The organism is Caulobacter sp. LARHSG274 (assembly GCF_052871235.1).
The window spans coordinates 76,619-101,054 of the sequence record NZ_JBIXJO010000018.1 but is presented as its reverse complement, the minus strand read 5'-3'; the positions used below and the strand labels follow the sequence as shown (position 1 = coordinate 101,054).

The following is a 24,436-nucleotide window of genomic DNA, read 5'->3' as shown; positions in this document are numbered from 1 at the left end:
TCACATACGAGAACAGCGACCCCGTCCGCTCGTCCGACCCGCGCATCCACCCCTCCAGAGCTCCCGCCCAAAAGAGTGAATCATGCCGAGTCCCGCGCCGCTACAGACTTCTTCAACAGCCTGCTAGAGCCCGTTCTGAAGGATACCCGAGCCGCCTTGGGGCGCGGTCACCCCGTCGGTTGAGGCCGACGGCGATCTGGCCCGGGCTCCTGCTGCTGACCTATTCGCGGAACATGCGGCGGATGACGTCGGCCTGAGCCGAAATGATCTCCCGGTCCGGTTTTGTGTGGCGGCGTCGGATGTCAAGCGCGTCAGTAGCACAACCTCGGACAATTTTTGGCCTGGCCACTTTTGGTCATTAGAACTTTGCTTCCAACCACAGAGCGAGTGTAATTTCTGTGCCATTTTTGTATGTTGAAAAACTCCTTTTGAAACAAATACATACCGAAACTCCTCGGCCAAAACATATATTTTTCATTCCCAAAAAGATATTTATATGGGAAATCAACATTCACCGGCCCGCGGGGAACGCAAAGAGGTCAGGCCAATAAGGGGCGCCGTCGAGGACGGCTCAGCGCATGAGGAGGGAATCGTGAGCTTCATCAATCGTCGGAGCGGCGCCTTGAGAGCCGTGCTGTTGTCGGCCACCGTCATGGCCGGGCTGCCAAGTCTGGCGGTCGCGCAGGACGCCGCCGCGAATCCGAGCGACACGCTCGACGCGGTCGTCGTCACCGGCTTCAAACAGAGTTACGCCAACGCGGTCCGGGCCAAGAAGAACGCCGTCGAAATCACCGACGGCATTTCGTCGGACGGCCTGGGCCGTTTTCCGGACCTCAACGTCGGGGAGGCGCTGCAACGCATCCCGGGCGTCCAAATCAATCGCGAGGCCGAGGGCCGCGACGCCACCATCAATCTTCGCGGCATGCCGGGCGAATACGCCCGCACGACGCTGAACGGCCAGTCGTTCGCCGGTCCGGCCCTGTTGCGCGACAACCAGGGCTCGCCGCTGGGCGCGTTCAATTCCGACATCTTCTCGGCCTTCGTGATCGCCAAGTCGCCGATGGCCAACACCGTGTCCGGCGGCCTCAGCGGCAATGTCGACATGCAGATCGCCTCGGCCCTGTCACGCAAGGACGGCGGCTTTCTGAAGGCGTCCTACGAGCACAACACCCTGGGCGACCTGAACGCTCCGGCCGCCACCGTCGGCTACAACAAGCACCTGACGGACGACCTCGCGGTGTTCGGGACGATCGCCTACAAGAAGGAAAACTTCCGCCGCGATACGATCCGTCTGAATAACTACAACTATCTGACCGCGGCGATGACGGGCCTCTCGCCCACCCAGTTCAACAGCACCTACGGCCAGTACTTTTCGCCGACAACCTGCGCCCTGAGCGCGACCTCATACTGCCGCTCGCTGAGCCAAGCCCTGGAGATGTCGCCGGACACCGCAGCGGCCTATGTCACCAGCGACACCGGCTCCAAGGGGAAGAACGGCGTCTGGGCCAACACCGCCATCCGCCAATACACCCGCATGAATGTCGGCAAGGTCTGGTCGGGCTCGGCGGGCGTCGAATGGAAGCCGAACGACAACACCAAGATCGGCCTGATCGGCTTCTCGACCGACCGAAACCTGCCCGACACCGTCCAGTACTTCATGATCAACTATGTGGCGCCGTCCACCACCCCCGGCGCGGGCACGGTGATCGCCCCGACGGGCTCGCCGCTGCAGATCAATGACGGCCGCTATCTCTACGAGGGCTATACGTTCAACAACATCAACGCCCTGTCCTCCACGCGCCGCTATTCGCAACACCAGAAGTCGGACGGCCTGATCGGCAATATCGACTGGAGCAACGACGACTGGCGCTTCGCCGGGGCCTTGACCCTGTCATCGGGCTCCAACGCCTCGGTCGAGACCGAGGTCGACGTCAACAACTACACCCGGGCCGGCGGCAACGGCGTCTCCGGCGCGATCACGACGGGCCTGGACGACATCGGCGGCTTCAAATACACGACCTCGCCCACGCCGCAGAACAGCATCGGCGGCGCCGCCAACGGCGTGACCTGGACCTGGGGCGGCGCCAACGATCCTACCTCGTTCTACAACAACGGCACGTCCGCCAACTCGACCAACGCCATTTCGATCGAGGGCTCGGAAAGCTACGCCAAGAATGACTTGAACAGCGCCGCCTTCGACGTCGAGCGCTTCGTCTCGCTGGGCCCGATCAAGAGCATACAGGCCGGCGTGCGCCTCGAGCGCGAAAAGTACGTCTCCAAGGGCTATCGGGTCTTCGGCTACGGCGCCAAGCTGGCCAACATCACGCCCGGCATGATGATCACCGCCCCGTTCGTGAAGGACTTCATGGGCGGCTCGGTCGACGGCTACAGCCGCAACTGGCAGGTCCTGGACATCCACCAGTTCCTGGACGCCATCCAGCCCGTCGCCGTCTATCCGGGCGGCGGTCTGTCGCCCACCGGCTTCAATATCCAGTACGCCGACAGCAGCTATTACGACAAGAACTTCACCAACCAGAACGATATCAATCAGTTCTATATCCAGGCGAAGTACGACACTCAGATTTTCGGCCACGGCGTGCGCGGCAACTTCGGCGGACGCTACGAAGACACCGACAACACCATCACCGTGCTGGACCGCAAGACGCCGCCCACGGACTCGATCGGCTCGCCGAACGACTTCGCCACCGACCAGTACAAAAACAAGTACCACTTCTTCCTGCCGTCGGCGATCTTCGTGGCCGACGTCACCGACGACCTGGTCCTGCGCGGCGCGTACTACAAGACCTATGTCCGTCCGCACCCGCGCCAGTATTCGCCGGCCACCAAGATCAACCCGGCCCAGATCCTCAACACCAGCCTGAGCTCGGGCTCAGTCAGCGTCTATGACGTCTCGGTCGAGATCGGCAACAACAAGCTCAGGCCCTACATGGCCGAGTCGTTCGACCTGTCGCTGGAATGGTACAACCGTCCCAACGGTCTGATCTCGCTGGCATATTTCCGCAAGGACATCACCGGCCGCATCGCCTCGACCTCGGATCCGGCCCTGCTGTGTCCCTCAGACGGCTCAAGCTGGGGCTTCGGCGCCCTGTCGTGGGACGGCACCTATTGCAACGCCACCAGCCTGAGCAGCGCCAGCAAGCAGGTCCACGTCAACGCCGGCGGCGCCTATAACCTCGACAGCAAGACCACCGTCGAGGGCGTCGAGTTCAACATCCAGCAGAACCTCGACTTCCTGCCGGGCTTCTGGAAGAACTTCGGCGGCAGCTTCAACTACGCCTACACTACCTCGAAGAGCCCGGCGATCGCCCCGTTCCCCGGCATCTCCAAGCACAATGTCAACGTGATCGGCTATTACGAGACGCCGAAATACGGCGTGCGCATGGTCTACAACTACCGTTCCGACTACCCGCTGAACGCCAACGGCACCTATACCGGCGGGGCGCGTTCGGTGAAGCCGCGCGGCCAGCTCGACCTGTCGGCGTCCTACAACGTGAACGATCAGCTCACCCTGTCGCTGGACGCCTACAACCTCACCAACGCGGTCCGCTTCGAATACGAGAACGACCACCGGGTGTCGCGCTGGGTCGACTTTGACGGCCGCACCTACACCCTGACGGCGCGCGCCACGTTCTGATCTTCACGCCTTGTACAGTCCCCTGGCTGGTCCCCGTTCTCGCGGGGGCCAGCCTCTTTTTTTCCAACGGGACGTCGCGTGGAAGACGGGTGCTCCTCCCCTTGACCAGCTGACGGCGGAAGAAGGGGAAGCGGGGCAAACTCAAGACCCGTTGGCATCACCCCTCCAGCTCCTTGATCAGCCGCCAGGCCCGCAGCGCCAGGACGTAGTCGCGGTTGCCGATCGCCTCGGCCTCGATCCCGGCCAGCACCGACCCAATGTCGAAGGCCATGGCGCGGCTGTGGGCGAAATAGCTGTGCTGGACCGTGGGATCGGCGTGGCGGGCGACGTTGCGACAGTCGACCAGCACCACCTTCTTGGGCAGCAGGTCGACCATGCGCGGGCCGTCCGAGCCCAGCCGGTCGGGATTGGCCTTGGTCTTGTCCGAGATCGTCAGGGCGCGGTCGGCGGGGTTGAAATAGACCGTCACCTGCCGGCCGATGCGCGGCAGCAGCTTGAGCTTGTCTTCGCGTTCGAAGGTGTCGTCGTCCTCGTCGGGAGCGGCCAGCAGGACCTGGCCGAAGGCCCGGGTCAGGCTGTCGGGGGCCTTGGCGATCGTCGCCTGCAGGCCCTGGCGCAGCACATAGGCCCCCATGCTGTGAGCCAGCAGGTGGATGCTGCGGTCGCAGCGGTCCTCGACCTGGATCCTGAGCAGGAAGTCGCGCAGCTTCAGGAAGGCCCGCGCCAGGGCCGGCCCCGAGGCCCGGGCGTCCTCGCGATCGCTGTAATAGGACATCAGCGGCACCGCCGCCCCGTCCGACGGCCAGCTGAACACCACGACATTGACCGGCCGGCCCGGATCGGCCGCCGAGGCCCGGATGCGCACGTCGCGGGCCAGCCGCGCCCCGGCCTCCAGGGCGCCGTTGAAGCTGACATTGAAGCCGTGGATGAACACCAGGGTGTCGCAGCCGTCGCCGGTCATCCGCTTGCGCAGGTCGTCGAGGAAGGCCCCGCCGCCGGTCTTGGTGACGTCGGTCTCGCCCTTGATGTCGGGATAGACGAACACCGAGCCCGCCTGCAGGGTCTCGGCCCCTTCGGGAAAGTCGACATGGCCGAAGCGCAGGGCCGCGACGCCGTCGGGATTGAAGCGCGAGCCGAAGACCAGCTTCTTGTTCTCGGGCTGGGCGTTCCTGTTGGTCGCGAAATAGACCCGGACGGCGACCATCTTGGCTCCCTCGACAGCTGTGCGCCCGGGACAATGCGCCCTCCGCGCGAGAGCGACAAGCCGGCCTAGCCCCGCGTCCGGTCCACCGTCTCGACCGTCGGGCAGGTGCGTAGCGCCGCCGAAATGTTGGTCAGGTGCTTGGCGTCGCGCACCTCGACATCGATGTCGACGTCGAAGAAGTCGCTCTGGCGATGGTGCATGCGCAGGTTGACGATGTTGCCGCCGGCTTCGCCGATGATCGTGCAGACCTGGCCCAGCACGCCCGGCGCATTGCCGATTGTGGCGTGCAGGCGGGCCAGGGACACCGTCTCGCGCTCGGCCTCGGCCGTCCAGTTGAGGTCGCGCCAGAGGTCCTCGCGATCCTCGTATTCGGCCAGCTTGGGACAGTCGATGGTGTGGACGTCGAGCCCCGCCCCGTCCTCGCGCAGGATGCCGACGATGCGGTCGCCCGGCACCGGGCTGCAGCAGTGGGCGAAGTGCAGCGAGACGCCCGGGGTCAGGCCGCCGCCGCGGACATAGAGCCGCGCGGCCGTGCCGCCGTCGATCTTGCGCCGGGCGGTGGCCACGGCCACGTCGGTGTCCTTCATGCCCGGGAAGGCGGTCTCCAGCACCTGGCTCGGCGAGACCCGGCCACGGCCGACGGCGTCGAACAGGGCCTCCTCGGTGTCGAGGGCGTAGCGTTCGAGGATCGGCCGCAGCGACACGTCCCTCAGCTTCTTGCCGGCCCGTTCGAACACCTGCTCGACCGAGGCGCGGCCCAGGCGCAGGAACTCTTCCTTCTCGGTCTGGCGGATGTGGCGACGGATGGCCGAGCGGGCGCGGCCGGTCACCGTCAGCGACCGCCAGTCCGGCGGCACCACCGGCTTGGAGCCGCGGATCACCTCGACCACGTCGCCGTTGTTGAGCAGGGTCCGCAGCGGCTTCAGCTCGCCATTGATCTTCACCCCGATGCAGGTGTCGCCGACGCTGGTGTGGACCGCATAGGCGAAGTCCAGCGGCATGGCGCCCCGCGGCAGGCTGACCAGCTTGCCCTTGGGGGTGAAGACGAACACCTGATCGAGGAACATCTCCAGCTTGGCGTGCTCGACCAGCTCCTCGGCGTCGCCGCCGTGCTCGAGCACCTGGACCAGCTGGCGCAGGTTGGCCAGGGCATCGCGGCCGCCGGCCGCCTCCATGCCTTCCAGGTCGAGGCCGTAGGAGGCGTCCTTGTAGCGGAAGTGGGCGGCCACGCCCTCCTCGTTGACCCGGTCCATGGCCTCGGTGCGGATCTGCATCTCGATGCGCATGCCGCGCGGCCCCACCACCGTGGTGTGCAGCGAGCGGTAGTTGTTGCGCTTGGGGGTCGAGATGAAGTCCTTGAAGCGGTCGGGCACGCTGGACCAGGCGCGATGGACGACGCCCAGCGAGCGGTAACAGTCCTCCTCGCTGTCGACGATCACCCGGAAGGCGTAGATGTCGGACATCTGCGAGAAGCCGATCGACTTGCGCTGCAGCTTGCGCCAGATCGAATAGGGCGACTTCTCGCGGCCGAACACCCGGGCCGGCACCCCCGCCGATTCCAGCCGCGCGGCGATCTCCTGGCTGACCAGGGCCACCGCCCCGCCCTGCTCGGCCCGCAGGGTGTCCAGCCGCCGGATGATCGCGTTGCGGGCCACCGGATTGGTGTGCTCGAAGCTGAGCTCCTCCAGCTCGGTGCAGATGCGGTGGCAGCCGATGTTGCGGGCCAGGGGCGCATAGATGTCGCGCGTCTCCCTGGCGATGCGCTCGCGCTTGGCCTGGCTCTTGATGAAGTGCAGCGTCCGCATGTTGTGCAGACGGTCGGCCAGCTTGACCAGCAGGACGCGGACGTCCTTGGAGATGGCCAGGATGAACTTGCGCAGGTTCTCGGCCTGGCGGGCGTGCTCGGCCTGCAGCTCCAGCTTCGACAGCTTGGTGACGCCCTCGACCAGCTCGGCGATCTCCTCGCCGAACAGCTTTTCGATCTCCGCCTTGGTGACCGGGGTGTCCTCGATCACGTCATGCAGCAGGGCCGTGACGATGGTGGCGGTGTCGAGGCGGTATTCGGTGAGGATGCCGGCCACCTCGATCGGGTGGGCGTAGTAGGGATCGCCGCTGGCCCGGGTCTGGCTGCCGTGCATCCGCATGGCGTAGACATAGGCCCGGTTCAGCAGGGCCTCGTCGGCGGTCGGGTCGTAGGCGTGGACGCGCTCGATCAGCTCGTACTGGCGCAGGAACTTCTGGCGGGGCTTGGGAGGAACAGCGGTCGGAGCCGGGGCCGGCTCGCCGGGCTTTTCAGACGAAGACGCGCCCGAATCCCCCTCCGGAGAGGGCGAGTCGGACGCGTGTTCGGGCGTAGCGGCGGCGGGCGCCGCTTCGAGAATGAGAGGGTCTGCGCCGTCGGGGCTCAGTACCGCTCCTCCTGGCCGCCGTCGCGGTCGCTCTGCAGGGCGCGAACCAGCTCCAGCTCGCTCATCTGCATGTGGGAGGGATCGGCCAGCAGGGCGAGGGTTTCGGCCTCTTCCTCGGCTTCGGTGTGCTCATCGACGCGCTGGAGCGTGGTGATCAGCTGTTCCTTGAGGCCCTCGTGGTCGATGACGTCGTCGGCGATCTCGCGCAGGGCGACGACGGGGTTCTTGTCGTTGTCGCGGTCGACGAGCAGCGACGCGCCGGCCGAGATGCCGCGCGCCCGGTGGGCGGACAGCAGGACCAGAGCGAAGCGGTTGGGAACCTTCTCGACGCAATCTTCGACGGTGACGCGGGCCATGAATTCCTCGGGCTATGAGCCTTGGTTATCGCAAAATAGGGTCTTGGGCGGCGTTACACAACGCCGCATCGGCAGAGTCCCGGCTTTCGCGAGGGGGCGCTTATGCCGGGTTTGGCTTGAGAAGTCCAGACTTCCCTGCGCGCGCCGCTCCGCGCTCGATGTTGGGTTGACCTAACATCCATACCAATGTTAGGAGAACCCAACTCAATGATGTGAGCACCCAACATGAATCCGACCTGGCCGACCAATTGGCGCTATACGCTTGGCGCCATCGCCGCATGGATACTGTTCCTGGCCTGCGTGATGGGCGTGACGGCCGGACGGGCCTACGGTTGGCCGCTCCCCGTGCTGATCACGCTGGCGCTCGTCCCCGCCGTCACGGTGGCTTTGCAGTTCCGCGCCGCCTACAGATTGATCGCGGCTCAGGACGAGTTTGTCCGCGCCCTGACGCTGAAACGAATGGTCGTTGCGGCCGCCGGCGCGATCACCCTCGCTACAGCCTGGAGCGTGATGGAGTTCATCGGCCTCCCCCGCCTGCCGGCCTGGCTGATCTATCCGTTATTCTGGGGCCTGTTCGGGATCGCGACCCCATTGATCCGGGACACCCGCGCATGAAAAGCCGTCTCAAGGTATTGCGGGCCGAGCGCGGCTGGACCCAGGAACAGCTCAGCCAGGCGGTGGGCGTGTCGCGCTACGCCGTCAACGCGCTGGAAACCGAGCGGCACGACCCGTCGCTCGATCTGGCCTTCCGGATCGCGAGCGCGTTCGGCCTGACGATCGAGGAGATCTTTCCCAACCCGCACGCCAAGTAGTGTCGGGGAGAGCGGTCGGACCGCCCTCCCCGACGTCGATAATGACTACCAGACCTTCACCCGCTGCTCCGGCGGCAGGTAGAGAGCATCGCCCGGCTTGATGTTGAAGGCGGCGTACCAGGCGTCGAGGTTGCGCACCGTCAGGGCCCGGTACTGGGCCGGGGCGTGGCCGTCGGTGACCAGGGCCTGGCGCAGGGCGGCGGGGCGCGAATAGGTCAGCCAGCTCTGGGCATAGGCCAGGAAGAACCGCTGGTCGCCGCTCAACCCGTCGATCACCGGGGCCGGCTTGCCGCCCAGCGAGGCGTGATAGGCGTCCAGCGCCGCCGCCAGGCCGGCGACGTCGGCGATGTTCTCGCTGAGGGTCTGCTTGCCGTTCACCGCCAGGTCGGGGAACGGCTTGTAGCCGTCGAACTGCAGGGCCAGGGCCGCGCCGGCCTTCTGGAAATGGTCGAAATCGGCGGGCGTCCACCAGTTGCGCAGGCGGCCCTGGCTGTCGAACTGCGCGCCCTGGTCGTCGAAGCTGTGGCTGATCTCATGGCCGATGGTCGCCCCGATCGCCCCGTAATTGGCGGCGGCGTCATAGCTGGAGTCGAAGTTGGGGGCCTGCAGGATGGCGGCCGGGAAGTTCAGGCCGTTGAGCATCGGCAGGTTCACGGCGTTGACCGTCTGGGGCGTCATGACCCACTCGCCGCGATCCACCGCCTTGCCCAGCTTGGCCTTGGCGGTCGCGTAATCGAAGGCCTCCGAGCGCTGGACGTTGCCCAGGGCGTCGCCGCGCACGATCGTCAGGCCCGAATAGTCGCGCCACTTGTCGGGATAGCCGACGCCGACCTTCAGCACCTCGACCTTGCGATGGGCCTCGGTCTTGGTCTCGGGGGCCATCCAATCCAGGCTGTCGATGCGTTTTTCGAAGGCGGCCTTCATGCTCTCGACCATGGCCGAGACCTCGGCCTTGGACTGGGCCGGGAAATACTTGTCGACATAGAGCTGGCCGACCGCCTCGCCGAGCACGGCGTTGGTCGAGTTGACGCCGCGCTTCCAGCGGGCCGACAGCTGCGGCGTGCCCTGCAGGGCCGCGCCGTAGAAGGCGAAGCGCTCGTCGACGAAGGCCTTGGGCAGCAGGTTGCTGTAGTGGTCCAGCAGGTGGAAGGTCAGGTAGTCCTTCCAGGTCTCCAGGCTTTCCTCGTCGGCGACCTTGCCCAGGCCCACGACCATGGTCGGATGCCAGACGATGAAGCGCGGCTGGTCGGCCAGGCCCGCGGCCGTGAAGAAGGTCTTCCAGTCCAGGCCCGGGGCCTTGGCGGCGAAGTCGGCCGGGGTCCAGCTGTTGTTGGCCTTCTGGACGTCGGCGCTGTCGGCCCGCGTGCCCGAGGCCTGGGCGATCCGGGTTTCCAGGGCCATGATCCTGGCGGCCTTGGCCTCGGCGTCGGCCACGCCGCCGAGGGTCAGGATCTTGGCGACATGGGCCACGTACTTGGCGCGCGCCTCCCGCATGGAGGCGCTGTCGCCGACATAGTATTGCCGGTCGGGCATCCCCAGGCCGCCCTGCAGCAGGAACGGCGCATATTTGCTGGTGTCGTCGAACGACGGTGAGACCCACAGGCCCAGGACGTTGTCAGTGTAGAAGTCCGTCGCATTGAGGGCGTCGACGTCGGCGCGGACATTGCCGCCCAGCACGGCGGCCAGGGTCTTCTTGTCCTTGATCGCGGCGATGCGGGACAGGTCCGCCTTCAGCGGCGTGATCCCCTTGGCCTCGATCGCCGCCTCGTCCATGTAGCTGGCGTAGTAGTCGCCGACCTTCTGGCCGTCGCCCGCGCCGCCGGCCCCCATGCCCTTGTTTTGGGCCGCGGCCTGGATCAGGTCGACGGTCCGCTTTGCGGCCTCCTCGACCATCATCGCACTCTTGCCGTAGCTGCTGCGGTCGGCCGGGATCGGGTGGGCCTTGACCCATTCGCCGTTGGCATAGGCCCAGAAGTCGTTGCCGGGCGCGACGGTCTTGTCGAAGCTGGTCTGGTCGACGCCGCTCTTGTCGCCCGCCCAGGCGGCCGAGGTGAAGGCGGGAGCGGCGGACAACAGCGCGCAAGCGGCGACGCAGGCGAGCAGCGAACGTGTGAAGGACATGCGAGAAATTCCCCAAGGCGCGCCTGGCGGGGCGACGCTCAGCGCGACGTTTGGGGCGGACTATCGAACCGGCGCCCGTGGCGCGCGAATTAAAGTTTGGCAATGTCGACGACGCTGGCGATAGGCGCTCGCCCTGCGGCGCCCTCCCGTCAGGCCGGCGCGGCGTCCGTCCCCACCGTCGCCGTCGCCGCCAGGTCCGCCGCCGTCCGGCCGTTGACCGGGTGGCGCCAGTCCGGGGCGATCTCCGCCAGGGGGCCCATCACGAACAGGCGCTGGTGGGCGCGGGGGTGGGGCGCGACCACCTCGCCGTCGAGCACCGTGCGGCCGTGGGCGATCAGGTCGAGGTCCAGGGTGCGGGGCGCATTGGGCTCGGCGCGGACCCGGCCGAAGCGCGTCTCGATCCGGTGCAGCGCCGCCAGGACGTCTTTGGCGGGCAAGGCGGTCTCGACCAGGGCCACGCCATTGAGATAGGCTGGCGCGGCCGGGTCCGGCCAGGCGGCGGAGCTCCACCAGGAAGAATGGGCCCTCACCTTCAGCCCCTCGTCGGGCAGGGCCTGGAGCGCGGCCGCCAACAACGCCTGGCGACTCGGATAGGCTCCAGCCAGGCTGCAGCCCAGCGCCACCACCACCGCCTGATCCAGCCATTGTCGATCGAACTGATTTTTCAAGGATTTTCGCCCCAGTGACCTTTTATCCGACCGAGCGCCTGGCCCTGTTCATCGACGGGGCCAACTTCTATTCCGCCGCCAAGGCCCTGGGCTTCGACATCGACTACCGCAAGCTGCTGGACGAGTTCCGCAAGCGCGGCGTGCTGGTGCGGGCCTATTACTACACCGCCATCGCCGAGAACGAGGAGTATTCCCCGATCCGGCCGCTGGTCGACTGGCTCGACTACAACGGCTTCACCCTGGTGACCAAGCCGGCCCGCGAATTCACCGACAGCCAGGGCCGCAAGCGCTGGCGCGGCGACATGGACATCGAGATCGCCGTCGACATGCTGGAGATGGCCGCCACGGTCGACCACCTGGTGCTGTTCTCCGGCGACGGCGACTTCCGGGCCCTGGTCGAGGCCGTGCAGCGCAAGGGCCGCCGCGTCACCGTGGTCTCGACGATGAAGAGCCAGCCGCCGATGACCAGCGACGACCTGCGCCGCCAGGCCGACAACTTCGTCGACCTCGCCGACCTGGGGACGATCATCGGCCGTCCGCAGCGCAGCGCCAATCCCCTGCCCCGCTTCGTCACCGAGCCGGCGCGCGGCGCGGCTGCGCACGACGACCGCGACGGCGACGACGCCTACTGAGATGGCCCAGCATTCCAACATCCCCGGCGAGGTCGTGCCCTCGCCCGCCGAGCCGCCGCGCGACTGCCCGCGCTGCCCGCGGCTGGTCGCCTATCGCCGCGAGAACCAGGCGCTCTATCCCGACTGGTTCAACGGCCCCGCCCCGTCGTTCGGCGACCATGAGGCGCGACTGCTGGTCGTCGGCCTGGCCCCTGGCCGCAAGGGCGCCAACCGCACCGGCCGGCCGTTCACCGGCGACTATGCCGGGACCCTGCTCTACGACACCCTGATCAAATACGGCTTCGCGACGGGCAAGTTCGAGGCCCGGCCCGACGACTCCCTGAGGCTGATCGGCAGCGCGGTGACCAACGCCGTCCGCTGCGCCCCGCCCGGCAACAAGCCCGAGACCAGCGAAGAGAACAATTGCCGGCCGTTCCTGACCGCCCGGCTCGAGATGTTCCCCAACCTCAAGGCCATCGTCACCCTGGGCGACGTCTCGCGCCGCAACCTGCTGAAGGCCCTGGGCCTGAAGGCCTCGGCCGGCCTCCCCGGCCACGGCACGGAGTTCCAGGCTGGGCCCTACCGGGTGTTCAACAGCTATCATTGCTCGCGGCTGAACACGAACACCGGACGGCTGACGACGCCGATGTTCGAAGAGCTGTTCGGGCGCGTGAAGGCGTATCTGGACGCCAATCCTTAGGGCATCGCGGCTTGCTTAGGGCGCGGCCTTCAGGCCCGCGATGAAGTCGCGCGCCATGGCGATGTTGCGCTCCATGAACGCGGCGATCAGCGCCAGGTCCTCGTCCGAATAGCCGGCGTTCAAGTTCTCGCTGGCGGCCTGCAGCGGGGCGTACAGCGCGTTCAGGGCGGTCAGGCTCTCGGGCTTCGCCCGCACCACCACGCGGCGGCGATCGGCGGGATCGCTTTCGCGCGCGACGTAGCCGGCGCGTTCCAGCCGGTCGATCAGGCCGGTGATCGCGCCGCTGGTCAGGCCCGTGGCCCTGGCCAGTTCGCCCGCCGTGCGAGGGCCGTGCAACTGCATCAGGTCCAGGCACTCCAGGTCGCTGGCGTTCAGCCCGGCCCGGTCGGCGATCGTCTGGCTGATGAGCACGCCCTGCGCGCTGGTTTCGCGCATCGCCGCCTGCAGTCGCCACAACAAGGCCTGACGACCGTCCTCGCCGCCCGTTGACGCCTTCGTCATATTATCTTACTCACTAAGATATCCGACAACTAAGATACACACATCCGAGGAACCGACCAATGGGCATGGACATCGCCGTCGTCACGACCTTCGCCGCCTTGATCCTGGTCGCCGGCAGCCTGGGCGGCGGCGTCTACGAGACCACGCTGATCGACCGGTTGTGGCCCGACAATCCCGCCCTGGTCCAACCCAGCCGAGGCGGCATCAATCGCAAGCGGTTCTGGATGCCGGCGCACTTCACCTTCGAGGCCCTGCTGGGCGCGTCGCTGTGGGCCGCCTGGCCCCGTCTCGACGCGCGCCAATGGTTGCTGGCGGCCCTGGCCGCCCATGTGGCGATGCGGGCCTGGTCGTTCGCCTATTTCATTCCGCGCGCGATAGCGTTCGAGAAGGCCGGCGATTTCGACGCCGACCTGCATGCCCGCGCCATGGCCTGGGTCCGCGCCAGCGGCTGGCGACTGCTGCTGGACCTAGCCGCCGCCGTGTCGCTGTGCCTGGCGATCATCGCCCTGCTGACGGCCTGACCTCACCACACCAGCCCCGTCGTCTTCAGCCGCAGCCGCGCCAGGGTGTGGTTCGAGGCCAGGAACAGGGTGCGGCCGTCCTCGCCGAACGCGCAGTTGGCGATGGCCGTGCCCGTCTCGATCACCCCGATCAGCTCGGCGTCCGGCGTCAGCACCAGCACCCCGCCCGGGCCGGTGGCGTAGAGCCGCCCGTCCGTATCCAGGCACAGGCCGTCCGGCAGGCCCAGCCCGCCGGCCTCGCGCAGCGGCCTGGGGTCGAAGAACATCGCCTTGGCCGTGGGCAAACCGTCCGGACCCAGGTCATAGACCACCAGCTTGGGGTCGTCGGGATCCGAGACCGAGACATAGAGCCGGCTCTGGTCCGGCGACAGGGCGATCCCGTTCGGGAAGGTCAGGTCGGCGTCCAGCAGGTCCAGCGTCCCGTCCGGCGCCAGGCGATAGACGCCGTTGAAGTCCAGCTCGCGCAGCGGCGAGGCGTTGCGGCCCTTCAGGCCATAGGTGGGGTCGGTGAAATAGATCGCCCCCGTCGCCGCCACGGCCAGGTCGTTGGGGCTGTTGAACCGCTTGCCCTGGTAGCGGTCGATCACGAACGTCTTCTTGCGGGTCTTGAGGTCGATCCTGGCCAGGGCGCGGTTGCCATGGTCGCAGACCAGCAGGTCGCCGGCGGCGTCCAGCGCCATGCCGTTCTGGCCCGGTTCGGCGAAGGCGTCGGTGGGCGGACCGTCGTAGCCCGAGGGGTTCAGGACCTCGCTGGCGCCGTCGGCTTCGCTCCAGCGGTACATGACGTTGCCCGGCACGTCGGAGAACACCAGGTAGCCGCCGTCGCGGACCCAGACCGGGCCTTCGGTCCAGATGAAGCCGTCGGCCAGCTGCTGGATCTGCGCGTCCGGAGCGACGACGGCGTCGAGCTTGGGAGAAAGACGGTAGATCCGGCCGACTGCGGGGTATTCTCCGCTCACGATCGCACCCTCGGCAGCACGTCCAGCCATCTGGCATAGGCCTCCTCGCGCACGTTGACGCTGACCGCTGGCGTCAGCACCTCCGCCTCCGGCCGCGCCAGCGCCGCGTCCTCGATCGAGGCGTAGAGCCCCGCGCCCACCCCCGCGAACAGCGCCGCGCCCAGGGCCGTCGTCTCCTGGTAGCTGGCCCGATGCACGGGGATGCCGGTCAGGTCGGCCAGGCGCTGGCTGAACCAGGCGCTCCTGGCCATGCCGCCGTCGATGCGCAGGGCGGCGTCCTCGAAGGCCGAGGGGGCGTCGGCCCGCATGGCCTCGATCAGGTCGCGGCCCTGAAAGACGCAGGAGTCGAAGGTGGCCTGGGCGATCTCGGCCAAGCCGGCGTCGCGGGTCAGGCCGAACACCGCGCCGCGCGCCTCGGCGTCCCACCAGGGCGCGCCCAGGCCGGTGAAGGCCGGCACCACCACCACCCCGTGGTCGCCGCGCGCCGTGCGGGCCAGGGCCTCGGCCCCGCGCGGGCCGCCGGTGACGCCCAGCCCCTCGTTCAGCCACTGGATCGCCGCCCCGGCCACGAAGATCGAGCCCTCAAGGGCGTAGGTCGTCCGCCCGCCGACCCGCGCCGCCACCGTGGTCAGCAGGCGCGAGGCGGAATGCGGGCGCTTGTCGCCGGTATTGACCAACATGAAGCCGCCGGTGCCGTAGGTGACCTTCATCTCGCCGGGACGGACGCAGCCCTGCCCCATCAGCGCCGCCTGCTGGTCGCCGGCCACGCCGCGGATCGGCAGCGGCCGGCCCAGGATGTCGGGAGTGACCTCGCCATAGTCCCCCGCGCAGTCCAGCACGGTGGGCAGCAGGGCGCGGGGCACGCCGAACAGGGCCAGCATCGGCTCGGACCAGGCCTGGGCCTGGATGTCGAACAGCAGGGTGCGCGAGGCGTTGGTGGCGTCGGTGGCGTGGACGCTTTTTCCAGTCAGCCTCCAGATGACCCAGCAGTCGATGGTGCCGCACAGCAGCTCGCCCGCCTCGGCGCGCCGCCGCGCCCCAGCGACATTGTCGAGGATCCAGGCGATCTTGGTGGCCGAGAAATAGGGGTCGAGCAGCAGGCCGGTGGCGGCGGTGACGGCGGCCTCGTGGCCTTCGCCCCGCAGGCGCTCGCAGACCTCGGCCGTGCGCCGGTCCTGCCAGACGATGGCCGGATGGATCGGGCGGCCGGTGGCCTTATCCCAAACCACCACCGTCTCGCGCTGGTTGGTGATCCCCAGGGCGGCGATGTCGGCGGCGTCGCGATCGCATTTTTCGACCGTGTCGCGCAGCACGCCCACGCAGGCGGCGTAGATCTCCTCGGCGTCGTGCTCGACCCAGCCGTCGCGGGGATAGCTCTGGCGCAGCGGCCGGCTGGCGTCGCACACCGGCTTGCCGTCGGTCTGGAACAGGATGGCCCGGGTGCTGGTGGTGCCCTGATCGAGCGCGAGGATCAGAGGTTGGCCCATGCGTGTCGGTCTCCCTGCTTCACGGTCCGGCGGCGATTCCCGCCCTGGTTATGCGGCATCGCGCCGCTATGCTCTAACGTTGCGTGGCGTCGCACGTTTAAGCATGTTTTCATCCGGAGCGGCCAAGGTCGTCTTGGTAGAGCTTGAAATTCGAGGAGTCTGGTGAGCCAGGCCGCCCAGACCGCGCAGCTTCTGTCCCTGGCCCGCAGCCGCGAGCCGGCCGACCGCGAGCACCTGCTCGCCGGCATCATCGACCTGTGCGACGCCAGCCAGGCCCGCGGCCGTCCCGCCGCGCCCGAGATCCAGGTGCTGCTGGACTCCATCTTCATGGCCCTGGTGGTCGAGGCCGAGCGCGACATCCGCGCCCGCCTGGCCGAGCGCCTGGCCGACGCGGCCTGGGCCCCGCCGGCCCTGGTCAACATCCTGGCCCTGGACGAGATCGAGATCGCCCGGCCGGTCATCGCCCGCAGCCCGGTGCTGCGGGACCACGACCTGATCCGCCTGTTGGTCCAGGCCACGCTTGAGCACCAGATCGAGATCGCCCGCCGCCCGGACCTCTCGCCCGCCGTGGTCGAGGCGATCCTGGCCAAGAACGAGTCGGCCGTGCTGACCGCCCTGGCCGGCAATCCCACCGCCCAGATCCCGCCGGACGGCCTGCGGCGCCTGGTCGACCGGGCCCGCGAGGTCGTCGCCCTGCGCTCGCCCCTGGCCCGCCATCCCGACCTGTCGTCCGACCTGGCCGAGCAGCTCTATCTGTGGGTCGGCCGCGCCCTGCGTGACGCCCTGGTCGACCGCTTCCAGCTGGATCCCGACAAGATGGCCGCCGCCGTCGAGGCTTCGCTGCGCGCCGCCCACCGCGGTTCGTCCGGGGATTCGCCGAGCCTGGAACAGGTCGAGGATCGGGAGGAGATGGAGGCGGCCCTGGTCGAGAAGCTCGACGCCGCCGGCCAGCTGCGCCCGGGCTACCTGCTGCGGGTGCTGCGCGAGCGCCGGCTGCCGCTGTTCCTGTTCGCCCTGGCCCGCCTGGGCCGCTTCGACGTCCGCCAGGTGCGGCGGGCGGTCGACAGCAACCGTCCCGAACTGCTGGCCCTGGCCTGCTCGGCCGTCGGCATCGACCGCAGCGTCTTTCCGACCATCCTTGAGCATGTCCGCCAGCTGAACGGCGGCCGGCCGGGCGGCGGGGCCGAGGCGGCGCGCAAGGCCAGCGGAGCCTTCGGCCCGTTCTCGCCCGACATCGCCGCCATGGCCTTCCGCCAGGCGGTCAGCGCGGCCTGAACCCCGCCCACCGCCCAGGTTTGACAACCGCGCGGCGATCGAGCCTCTTGGCGAAATGTTCCAGCCCCTGCCCTTCGTGACTCGCCTGGCCTTCAAGGCCAGTGATCGCCCCGAGGCCCAGGAGGCGCGCGAGCGGCTGGTCGCCCGCTATGGCGACGTCGGCGACGAATCCGCGCAGGTGATCGTCGCGCTGGGCGGCGACGGCTTCATGCTGGAGACCCTGCACGACACCCTGCAGCGCCAGACCCCGATCTACGGCATGAACCGCGGCTCGGTCGGTTTCCTGATGAACGAGTACAGCGAGGACGACCTGCTGGCGCGGATCAACGCCGCCGAGCGGGCCGTGATTCATCCGCTGGCCATGGTCGCCATCGATTCCAACCGCAAGCAGCACCGGGCCTTGGCCATCAACGAAGTCTCGCTGCTGCGCCAGACCCGCCAGACCGCCAAATTGCGCATCAGCATCGACGGCAAGGTGCGGATGGGCGAGCTGGTCTGCGACGGCGTGCTGCTGGCCACTCCGGCCGGCTCGACCGCCTACAACCTTTCCGCCCACGGGCCGATCATCCCGATCGGCGCCCAGGTCCTGGCCCTGACCCCGATCAGCGCCTTCCGCCCGCGCCGCTGGCGTGGCGCGCTTTTGCCGCAGACGGCGCGGGTGACGTTCGAGGTTCTGGAGTGCGATAAAAGACCAGTCAGCGCCGTGGCCGATAATTTCGAGGTTCGCGACGTCGTCGAAGTGCATATCGCCGAGGACAGCAGTGCGAGCCTCTCAATGCTCTTCGACGCCGGCCGCAGTCTGGAAGAGCGAGTCCTGACCGAACAGTTCTCCGCCTAGGGTTTCGCCTGGAACGGATACTGGTCGGGACGATCGCGAGATGGGGTCAGGACGCCGTCGAAGGTAAGGCGCAGGTACGTTCCAGGTAAAACGTGCGTCTCATCGAATGTTAACGCCTTGGATTTTACATTTCACGTCAATTGCCGCTTCGGGAGGCGTCCGTGACCAACAAGTCCGCCGCGGAAGTAATACAGGTGCCGAACATGCTCAAGCTCAAGGTCGGTGGCCGGGGCGGCATCGACATGGCTGCGATCGCCAAGGCCGAGGCCGCGCTCAAGAGCCTGTCGGGCAACTTCGCCGAGTGGCTGAATGACGAGATCGTCAAGCTGGAGGCCGCCCGCCAGGAGGTCCGCGCCGAGGGACTGACGGCCGAGACAGTCGAGACCCTATATCTGCGCGCCCATGACCTGAAGGGCCTGGGCGCCACCTATGACTTTCCGCTGATCACCCGCCTGGCCGCCTCGCTGTGCCGGCTGATCGACGAGCCCGCCACCCGCCTGTCGGCCCCGATGTTCCTAGTCGACGCCCACATCGACGCCATCAAGGCCTGCGTCCGTGACGGCATCAAGGTCGACACCCACCCGGTCGGCAAGGTGCTGGCCGTCGAGCTGGAAGGCCGCGTGGCGCAGTACCTGGCAGGCTGAAACCCCGCCGACCCTCTTTGGATCTGAAAAGCCCCGCTCGCCGGGGCTTTTCTTTTGCCCCTCGCCTCGCCGATCGGCGGCCGCCTTCCTATGTCGATCGCCAAAGGTCGAGGGGCTCGCCATGCTTGAGAAGGAACCCAGCCGCACCGCCTGGATGGCCGCGACGCATCGGGCGGCGCACCAGGTGCTCGAACGCGGCCTGATCTTCACCGATCCGCTGGCCCTGCCGATTCTCGGCCAGGACGCCGAGACCGTGGCGCGCGACGCCCAGGCCCATCCGGCCGGGCGCGGCATGCGGGCGTTCATCGCCGCCCGCGCCCGGCTGGCCGAGACCGCGCTGCTGAGCGGCGTCGAACTGCGCGGCGTCGAACAACTGGTGGTGCTCGGCGCCGGGCTCGACACCTTCGCCTATCGCAATCCGCTGGCTGGCCGGTTGCGGGTCTTCGAGGTGGATCATCCCGCCACCCAGGCCTGGAAGCGCCGACGCCTGGCCGAGGCCGCAATCGCCGTGCCCGACGAGGTGGTCTACGCTCCGGTGGACTTCGAACGCCACGCCTTGCTGGACGGCCTGACGGCGGCGGGCCTGGACCCGGACCGGCGGACCTTCTTCATGTGGCTGGGGGTCGCGCCCTATCTGACGCCGGAGGCCGTGCGCGCGACGCTGGCGACGATCGGCGGCCTGCGCGGCGGAGCGGAGGCGGCGTTCGACTACGCCGATCCGCCCGCCACCCTGTCGGAAGACGCCCGCATCGCCCACGAGGCGCGGGCCGATCGGGTCGCCGCCTTGGGCGAGCCCTGGCTGAGCTATTTCGAGCCGCCGGTCCTCCACGCCCTGCTGACCGAACTGGGCTTCACGGAGGTCGAGGACTTCGGCCCTCCGGCCCTGGCCGCCCGCTTCTGGCCGAACGCCGGCCGGCCGATCCCCGAACGCGGCGGCCACGTGGTGCTGGCGCGAACGCCCTAGAGCCGGTCGCGCGATACGAGACTCACGCGACCGGCTCTAGCTTTTTGTTTTCGCATCGTTCTTGCGGAAAACCGGCGTCCACTTTTCCGCACGATGCTCTAATCAGCGATTCCGTTCAGGCGCTTGGCGGCGCTGACGGTGTTGGCCAGCAGCATGGCGATGGTCATCGGCCCAACCCCGCCCGGCACCGGGGTGATCGCCCCGGCCACGGCCACGGCCTCGTCGAAGGCGACGTCGCCGACCAGGCGGGTCTTGCCCGCCGCCGCGGCCACCGGATCGCGGGCCGGGAAGCGGGTGATGCCGACGTCGATCACCGTCGCCCCCGGCTTGATCCAGTCGCCCTTGACCATCTCGGCCCGGCCGACGGCCGCCACCAGGATGTCGGCCTCGCGGCAGATGGCCGGCAGGTCCTGGGAGCGCGAGTGGGCGATGGTCACCGTGCAGTCGGCGGCCAGCAGCAGCTGGGCCATCGGCTTGCCCATCAGGTTCGAGCGGCCGATCACCACCGCCCGCTTGCCAGTCAGGTCGCCGACCACGTCGCGGAGCAGCGCCATGCAGCCGGCGGGGGTGCAGGAGGTCAGGGCCGGCAGGCCGCTGGCCAGGCGGCCGGCGTTGGTCACCGTCAGGCCGTCGACGTCCTTGTCGGGCGAGATCGCCGCGACGATGGCCGCCTGGCTGAGATGGTCGGGGACCGGGAACTGCACCAGCACGCCGTGGATGTTGCCGTCGTCGTTCAGGCGCTCGACCAGCGACAGCAGCTCGGCCTGGCTGGTGTCGGCCGGCAGGCGGTGAGTTTCCGAATGCATGCCGGCCGCCAGGGTCTGCTCGCCCTTGCTGCGCACATAGACCTGGCTGGCGGGGTCCTCGCCCACCAACACCACGGCCAGGCCCGGGGTCAGGCCGTGCTCGGCCTTCAGGCGCGCCACCTCGGCGGCGATCTGCTCGCGAAGCTGGGCCGCGAAGGCCTTGCCGTCGATGATTCTGGCTTGCGACATCGGCGTCTCCTGTCGGGCCGTGCCTAGCCCCTCGCCCGGCGGCGCGCAATATCCGCCGGGAGCCCGCGCGGAAGTCGCTTGGCGCGCCGCCAATCGTGCTAGAGCGCTGGCATGGAGTCCGCGTCCTCGCACGCCGACGTCGTCCTGGTGGGCGGCGGACTGGCCAACAGCCTGATCGCCCTGCGGCTGAAGAGCCTGCGGCCGCGGCTGCGCGTGGTCATGCTCGAGCGCGGGGACCGGATCGGCGGCGAGCATACCTGGTGCCATTTCGCCACCGACGTCGACGCCGCCGTGGCCGGCTGGCTGCGGCCGCTGATCGTCCACCGCTGGGCCGGCTACGAGGTGCGGTTTCCCGGCCACCGCCGCCAGTTGGCCACCGACTACCTGGCCATCACCTCGCGGCGCCTGCACCAGGTGGTCGGCGCCGCCCTGGGCGACGACGCCTGGCTGGGAGTGTCGGTGACCGGGGTCGATCCGCACGAGGTCGCCCTGGCCGACGGCCGCCGGATCGTCGCCGGCGCGGTGATCGACGGCCGCGGGCCGCGCCGCAGCCGCAGCCTGGCCCTCGGCTACCAGAAGTTCGTCGGCCAGGGCGTGCGCCTGACCGCCCCCCACGGCCTGGCCCGGCCGATCATCATGGACGCCACGGTCTCGCAGGAGGACGGCTATCGCTTCGTCTATGTCCTGCCGCTGGACGATACGCGCCTGCTGATCGAGGACACCCGCTACAGCGACGGGCCCGGCCTCGACCGCCCTGCCTTGCGCCAGGCCATCGCCGACTATGCCAATGCCCAGGGCTGGACCATCGCCGCGGTCGAGCGCGAGGAGGACGGCGTCCTGCCCATCGCCCTGGGCGGCGACATCGACGCCTATTGGCGCGAGGCCCCGCCGCAGGTCGCCGAGGTCGGGCTGCGCGCGGTCCTGTTCCAGCCGACCACCGGCTATTCCCTGCCCGACGCGGCCCGCCTGGCCGACGCGATCGCCGCCCTGCCGCGGATCACCAGCGCCACGGTGCGCGACTGCGTCGAGACCCAGTCCAGGACGCTGTGGCGGCGGCGGGGCTTCCTGCGGCTGCTCAATCGCATGCTGTTCCGGGCCTGCGCGCCCGACCAGCGCTACCGGGTGCTGGAGCGGTTCTACCGCCTCTCCCCTCGCCTGGTGCAACGCTTCTACGCCGCCCGCCTGAACCGGTGGGACAAGCTGCGGATCCTGGTCGGCAAGCCGCCGGTGCCGGTCTCGGCGGCCCTCAAATGCCTGAGCGAAGGCTCGGTTTCCGGAGACCAAGACGCATGACGACAAGACCGAAGGCCGCCGTGATCGGCGCCGGGTTCGGCGGCCTGGCCCTGGCCGTGCGCCTGCAGTCCTCGGGCTTCGACGTCACGGTGTTCGAGGGCCGCGAGAAGCCGGGCGGCCGGGCCTATGTCTGGCACGACGACGGCTTCACCTTCGACGCCGGCCCGACGGTGATCACCGACCCCGCCTGCCTGAAGGAACTGTTCGCGCTCAGCGGCCGCCGGATCGAGGACTATGTCCAGCTGCTACCGGTCGATCCCTTCTACCGCCTGGTCTGGGAGGACGGCGACGTCTTCGACTATGTCAACGACCAGGACCAGCTCGACGCCCAGATCGCCGCCCGCAACCCGGCCGACGTCGAGGGCTACCGTCGCTTCCACGCCTATTCCGAGGAGCTCTACCAGAAGGGCTATGTCGAGCTCGGCGCCGTGCCGTTCCTCGACTTCGGGGCCATGCTGGCCAACGCCCCGGCCCTGATGAAGCTGCAGGCCTGGCGCAGCGTCTATGACAAGGTCGCCGGCTTCGTGAAGGACGAGCACGTGCGCCAGGCGTTGTCGTTCCACAGCCTGCTGGTCGGCGGCAGCCCGTTCGCGACCTCGTCGATCTACGCCCTGATCCACGCCCTGGAGCGGCGCGGCGGCGTCTGGTTCCCGCGCGGCGGCACCCACGCCCTGATCCGCGCGCTGGTGAAATTACTCGAGGACCTGGGCGGAACCCTGCACCTGGGCCAGCCGATCCAGAAGATCACCACCAAGGCCGGCCGCGTCACCGGGGTGATCCGCGCCGACGGCCAGTTCGAGGCCTTCGACACGGTCGCCTCCAACGCCGACGTCATGCACACCTACCGCGCCCTGCTGGCCGACGATCCGCGCGGCAAGAAGGTCGGCAAGGCCCTGGAGGCCAAGCGCTGGAGCCCGTCGCTGTTCGTGGTCTATTTCGGCCTGAAGACGACCCACCCCGAAATCCGCCACCACACCATCTGCTTCGGCAACCGCTATCGCGAGCTGATCGGCGAGATCTACGGCAAGGACGGCCTGGCCGAGGACTTCTCGCTCTATCTGCACCATCCGAGCGCCAGCGACCCGTCGATGGCCCCGGAGGGCTGCTCGGCCTTCTACGCCCTGTCGCCGGTGCCCAACCTCAAGACCGCCAGGATCGACTGGTCGGTCGAGGGACCGAAGTACCGTGACAAGATCCTGGCCTATCTGGAGAAGCACTACATCCCCGGCCTGACCGCCGACATGGTCACCTGCCGCTTCATCACCCCGGACGACTTCGTGACCGACCTCAACGCCTGGCAGGGCGCGGCCTTCTCGCTGGAGCCGCTCCTGACCCAGAGCGCCTTCTTCCGCACCCACAATCGCGACGACGTCATTCCCAATCTCTATTTCGTCGGGGCCGGCACCCATCCGGGCGCGGGCATCCCCGGCGTGGTCGGCTCGGCCAAGGCCACGGCCGGGCTGATGATCGACGACTACGCGACCCTGCCGGCATGAGCGACCTGGAAGACCAGAGCCGCGCGGCGATCCAGAAGGGCAGCAAGAGCTTCGCCGCCGCCGCCGCCCTGTTCGACGCCCAGACCCGGGCCGACGCCGAGATGCTCTACGCCTGGTGCCGCCACTGCGACGACGTCATCGACGGCCAGACCCTGGGCCACGGCATGAGCCCGGTGGCTGACGGCCCGGCCCGGCTGGAGGCCCTCTACGCCCACACCCGCGCCGCCCTGGCCGGCGAGACGCCGACCGACCCGGTGTTCGCCGCCTTCCAGACCGTGGCCCTGCGCCGGGCCATTCCCGAGCGCTACGCCCTGGACATGATCGACGGCTTCGCCATGGACGTGGCCGGCCGCCGCTACCGCACGCTCGACGAGCTGCTGGAATACTGCTGGGGCGTGGCCGGGGTGGTCGGGACGATGATGGCCCTGGTCATGGGCGTGAAGCCCGACGACCTGCCGACCCTACGCCGCGCCCAGGACCTGGGCCTGGGCTTCCAGCTGACCAACATCGCCCGCGACATCGTCGAGGACGCCCGCAACGGCCGGGTCTATGTCCCCGGCGACTGGCTGGCCGAGCTAGGCGTGCCGGCGGACGCGGTCGCCGAACCCGCCCACCGCGCCGCCGTGGCGGTCCTGGCCCGGCGCCTGGTCGCGGCCGCCGAGCCCTACTACGCCTCGGCCCGCTGGGGCCTGCGCGACCTGCCGGTGCGCTCGGCCTGGGCCATCGCCGCGGCTCGCGGCGTCTACCGGCAGATCGGCCTGGACGTGGTCGCCGCTGGCGACAGGGCCTGGGACGAACGGGTGGTGGTCAGCGGCCGGATGAAGGCCTGGCGGGCGCTGCAGGGCGGCCTGGTGGCGCTGCGGGCGGCGACCCTGGACCGCCGGGGGCAGGCGCCGGCGCGGCCGGCGATGTGGTCGAGGATCTGAGC

Annotated in this window: 22 protein-coding genes; 13 read left to right on the top strand and 9 right to left on the bottom strand. The window is 68.6% G+C overall.

The genetic code is table 11. The annotated features are described in order from the left end of the window. Positions 1-652 precede the first annotated feature (652 nt). Positions 653-3,655: a TonB-dependent receptor gene (locus ACIPQB_RS21535; protein WP_446487297.1), complete on the top strand. Its 3,003-nt coding sequence runs from the start codon at positions 653-655 to the stop codon at positions 3,653-3,655. 157 nt (positions 3,656-3,812) lie between these two features. Here the strand turns inward: ACIPQB_RS21535 and ACIPQB_RS21530 are convergent, their stop codons facing one another. From ACIPQB_RS21530 to rpoZ, 3 genes are all read right to left on the bottom strand, one after another. After that, entirely contained in the window at positions 3,813-4,859 is a 1,047-nt protein-coding gene (locus tag ACIPQB_RS21530) for an alpha/beta hydrolase (RefSeq protein ID WP_446487292.1), read from the bottom strand. A gap of 65 nt (positions 4,860-4,924) precedes the next feature. After that, complete coding sequence (locus tag ACIPQB_RS21525) at positions 4,925-7,090, bottom strand: RelA/SpoT family protein (protein WP_446487296.1); 2,166 nt, start codon at positions 7,088-7,090, stop codon at positions 4,925-4,927. 173 nt (positions 7,091-7,263) lie between these two features. Next, positions 7,264-7,623, bottom strand: a complete 360-nt coding sequence (rpoZ, locus tag ACIPQB_RS21520; protein ID WP_446487291.1) for a DNA-directed RNA polymerase subunit omega — start codon at positions 7,621-7,623, stop codon at positions 7,264-7,266. 225 nt (positions 7,624-7,848) lie between these two features. Between rpoZ and ACIPQB_RS21515 the strand changes: the two genes are divergently transcribed. Together ACIPQB_RS21515 and ACIPQB_RS21510 are read left to right on the top strand one after the other, a co-directional pair. After that, on the top strand, positions 7,849-8,238 hold the full coding sequence (locus ACIPQB_RS21515) for a hypothetical protein (protein ID WP_446487290.1): 390 nt from the start codon (positions 7,849-7,851) through the stop codon (positions 8,236-8,238). Then, positions 8,235-8,435 carry a helix-turn-helix transcriptional regulator gene (locus ACIPQB_RS21510; RefSeq protein WP_446487289.1) on the top strand — a complete coding sequence of 67 codons (201 nt, stop codon included), beginning with the start codon at positions 8,235-8,237 and terminating at the stop codon, positions 8,433-8,435. Before ACIPQB_RS21515 ends, ACIPQB_RS21510 begins: the two co-directional genes overlap by 4 nt. Before the next feature lie 45 nt (positions 8,436-8,480). Here the strand turns inward: ACIPQB_RS21510 and ACIPQB_RS21505 are convergent, their stop codons facing one another. Next, positions 8,481-10,556, bottom strand: coding sequence for a M13 family metallopeptidase (locus ACIPQB_RS21505; RefSeq protein WP_446487288.1), 2,076 nt, complete (start codon positions 10,554-10,556; stop codon positions 8,481-8,483). A 149-nt stretch (positions 10,557-10,705) separates the two neighbouring features. After that, positions 10,706-11,224 carry a 2-amino-4-hydroxy-6-hydroxymethyldihydropteridine diphosphokinase gene (gene folK, locus ACIPQB_RS21500; RefSeq protein ID WP_446487287.1) on the bottom strand — a complete coding sequence of 173 codons (519 nt, stop codon included), beginning with the start codon at positions 11,222-11,224 and terminating at the stop codon, positions 10,706-10,708. A 14-nt stretch (positions 11,225-11,238) separates the two neighbouring features. Here folK and ACIPQB_RS21495 point away from each other — a divergent pair, with 14 nt between their 5' ends. Both ACIPQB_RS21495 and ACIPQB_RS21490 read left to right on the top strand, forming a co-directional pair. Further along, entirely contained in the window at positions 11,239-11,856 is a 618-nt protein-coding gene (locus ACIPQB_RS21495; protein WP_446487286.1) for a LabA-like NYN domain-containing protein, read from the top strand. Between the two features lies 1 nt (position 11,857). Beyond that, positions 11,858-12,535, top strand: coding sequence for a uracil-DNA glycosylase (locus ACIPQB_RS21490; RefSeq protein WP_446487285.1), 678 nt, complete (start codon positions 11,858-11,860; stop codon positions 12,533-12,535). Between the two features lie 15 nt (positions 12,536-12,550). On the opposite strand, the gene ACIPQB_RS21485 is transcribed toward ACIPQB_RS21490, so the two are convergent. Next, positions 12,551-13,036, bottom strand: a complete 486-nt coding sequence (locus ACIPQB_RS21485) for a MarR family winged helix-turn-helix transcriptional regulator (protein WP_446487284.1) — start codon at positions 13,034-13,036, stop codon at positions 12,551-12,553. Between the two features lie 59 nt (positions 13,037-13,095). On the opposite strand from ACIPQB_RS21485, the gene ACIPQB_RS21480 reads away from it, so the two are divergent. Continuing rightward, positions 13,096-13,557, top strand: coding sequence for a hypothetical protein (locus ACIPQB_RS21480; RefSeq protein WP_446487283.1), 462 nt, complete (start codon positions 13,096-13,098; stop codon positions 13,555-13,557). A 2-nt stretch (positions 13,558-13,559) separates the two neighbouring features. Here the strand turns inward: ACIPQB_RS21480 and ACIPQB_RS21475 are convergent, their stop codons facing one another. Both ACIPQB_RS21475 and glpK read right to left on the bottom strand, forming a co-directional pair. Next, positions 13,560-14,516 carry an SMP-30/gluconolactonase/LRE family protein gene (locus ACIPQB_RS21475; RefSeq protein WP_446487282.1) on the bottom strand — a complete coding sequence of 319 codons (957 nt, stop codon included), beginning with the start codon at positions 14,514-14,516 and terminating at the stop codon, positions 13,560-13,562. Continuing rightward, a complete protein-coding gene (gene glpK, locus ACIPQB_RS21470; RefSeq protein ID WP_446487281.1) occupies positions 14,513-16,003 on the bottom strand; it encodes a glycerol kinase GlpK in 1,491 nt (496 codons plus the stop codon). Before glpK ends, ACIPQB_RS21475 begins: the two co-directional genes overlap by 4 nt. 192 nt (positions 16,004-16,195) lie before the next feature. On the opposite strand from glpK, the gene ACIPQB_RS21465 reads away from it, so the two are divergent. The 4 genes from ACIPQB_RS21465 (at position 16,196) to ACIPQB_RS21450 (ending at position 19,724) form a co-directional block, all read left to right on the top strand. After that, positions 16,196-17,278 carry a DUF2336 domain-containing protein gene (locus ACIPQB_RS21465; RefSeq protein WP_446487295.1) on the top strand — a complete coding sequence of 361 codons (1,083 nt, stop codon included), beginning with the start codon at positions 16,196-16,198 and terminating at the stop codon, positions 17,276-17,278. A gap of 55 nt (positions 17,279-17,333) precedes the next feature. Continuing rightward, positions 17,334-18,116 carry an NAD kinase gene (locus ACIPQB_RS21460; protein ID WP_446487280.1) on the top strand — a complete coding sequence of 261 codons (783 nt, stop codon included), beginning with the start codon at positions 17,334-17,336 and terminating at the stop codon, positions 18,114-18,116. Between the two features lie 161 nt (positions 18,117-18,277). Next, a complete protein-coding gene (locus tag ACIPQB_RS21455) occupies positions 18,278-18,760 on the top strand; it encodes an Hpt domain-containing protein (RefSeq protein WP_446487279.1) in 483 nt (160 codons plus the stop codon). A gap of 121 nt (positions 18,761-18,881) precedes the next feature. Beyond that, the gene (locus ACIPQB_RS21450) at positions 18,882-19,724 is read left to right on the top strand and encodes a class I SAM-dependent methyltransferase (protein ID WP_446487278.1); all 843 of its coding nucleotides are present in this window, start codon (positions 18,882-18,884) and stop codon (positions 19,722-19,724) included. A gap of 98 nt (positions 19,725-19,822) precedes the next feature. Here the strand turns inward: ACIPQB_RS21450 and folD are convergent, their stop codons facing one another. Beyond that, the gene (gene folD / locus ACIPQB_RS21445; protein ID WP_446487277.1) at positions 19,823-20,719 is read right to left on the bottom strand and encodes a bifunctional methylenetetrahydrofolate dehydrogenase/methenyltetrahydrofolate cyclohydrolase FolD; all 897 of its coding nucleotides are present in this window, start codon (positions 20,717-20,719) and stop codon (positions 19,823-19,825) included. 111 nt (positions 20,720-20,830) lie between these two features. Here folD and crtY point away from each other — a divergent pair, with 111 nt between their 5' ends. The 3 genes from crtY to ACIPQB_RS21430 are packed head-to-tail and all read left to right on the top strand — an operon-like array spanning position 20,831 to position 24,434. Further along, positions 20,831-22,012: a lycopene beta-cyclase CrtY gene (gene crtY, locus ACIPQB_RS21440; protein WP_446487276.1), complete on the top strand. Its 1,182-nt coding sequence runs from the start codon at positions 20,831-20,833 to the stop codon at positions 22,010-22,012. Beyond that, complete coding sequence (locus tag ACIPQB_RS21435; RefSeq protein ID WP_446487275.1) at positions 22,009-23,508, top strand: phytoene desaturase; 1,500 nt, start codon at positions 22,009-22,011, stop codon at positions 23,506-23,508. The genes crtY and ACIPQB_RS21435 overlap by 4 nt, the downstream gene beginning before the upstream one ends. Further along, positions 23,505-24,434 carry a phytoene/squalene synthase family protein gene (locus ACIPQB_RS21430; RefSeq protein ID WP_446487274.1) on the top strand — a complete coding sequence of 310 codons (930 nt, stop codon included), beginning with the start codon at positions 23,505-23,507 and terminating at the stop codon, positions 24,432-24,434. Before ACIPQB_RS21435 ends, ACIPQB_RS21430 begins: the two co-directional genes overlap by 4 nt. The last annotated feature ends 2 nt before the right edge of the window (positions 24,435-24,436 follow it).

Coding starts and splice junctions, on each gene's coding strand:
- ACIPQB_RS21490 (WP_446487285.1), top strand. CDS start 11,858: ATGGCCCAGCATTCCAACATCCCCGGCGAGGTCGTGCCCTCGCCCGCC.
- folD (WP_446487277.1), bottom strand. CDS start 20,719: ATGTCGCAAGCCAGAATCATCGACGGCAAGGCCTTCGCGGCCCAGCTT.
- rpoZ (WP_446487291.1), bottom strand. CDS start 7,623: ATGGCCCGCGTCACCGTCGAAGATTGCGTCGAGAAGGTTCCCAACCGC.
- crtY (WP_446487276.1), top strand. CDS start 20,831: ATGGAGTCCGCGTCCTCGCACGCCGACGTCGTCCTGGTGGGCGGCGGA.
- ACIPQB_RS21535 (WP_446487297.1), top strand. CDS start 653: ATGGCCGGGCTGCCAAGTCTGGCGGTCGCGCAGGACGCCGCCGCGAAT.
- ACIPQB_RS21450 (WP_446487278.1), top strand. CDS start 18,882: ATGCTTGAGAAGGAACCCAGCCGCACCGCCTGGATGGCCGCGACGCAT.
- ACIPQB_RS21505 (WP_446487288.1), bottom strand. CDS start 10,556: ATGTCCTTCACACGTTCGCTGCTCGCCTGCGTCGCCGCTTGCGCGCTG.
- ACIPQB_RS21435 (WP_446487275.1), top strand. CDS start 22,009: ATGACGACAAGACCGAAGGCCGCCGTGATCGGCGCCGGGTTCGGCGGC.
- ACIPQB_RS21510 (WP_446487289.1), top strand. CDS start 8,235: ATGAAAAGCCGTCTCAAGGTATTGCGGGCCGAGCGCGGCTGGACCCAG.
- ACIPQB_RS21515 (WP_446487290.1), top strand. CDS start 7,849: ATGAATCCGACCTGGCCGACCAATTGGCGCTATACGCTTGGCGCCATC.
- ACIPQB_RS21485 (WP_446487284.1), bottom strand. CDS start 13,036: ATGACGAAGGCGTCAACGGGCGGCGAGGACGGTCGTCAGGCCTTGTTG.
- ACIPQB_RS21530 (WP_446487292.1), bottom strand. CDS start 4,859: ATGGTCGCCGTCCGGGTCTATTTCGCGACCAACAGGAACGCCCAGCCC.
- ACIPQB_RS21480 (WP_446487283.1), top strand. CDS start 13,096: ATGGGCATGGACATCGCCGTCGTCACGACCTTCGCCGCCTTGATCCTG.
- glpK (WP_446487281.1), bottom strand. CDS start 16,003: ATGGGCCAACCTCTGATCCTCGCGCTCGATCAGGGCACCACCAGCACC.
- ACIPQB_RS21430 (WP_446487274.1), top strand. CDS start 23,505: ATGAGCGACCTGGAAGACCAGAGCCGCGCGGCGATCCAGAAGGGCAGC.
- ACIPQB_RS21460 (WP_446487280.1), top strand. CDS start 17,334: ATGTTCCAGCCCCTGCCCTTCGTGACTCGCCTGGCCTTCAAGGCCAGT.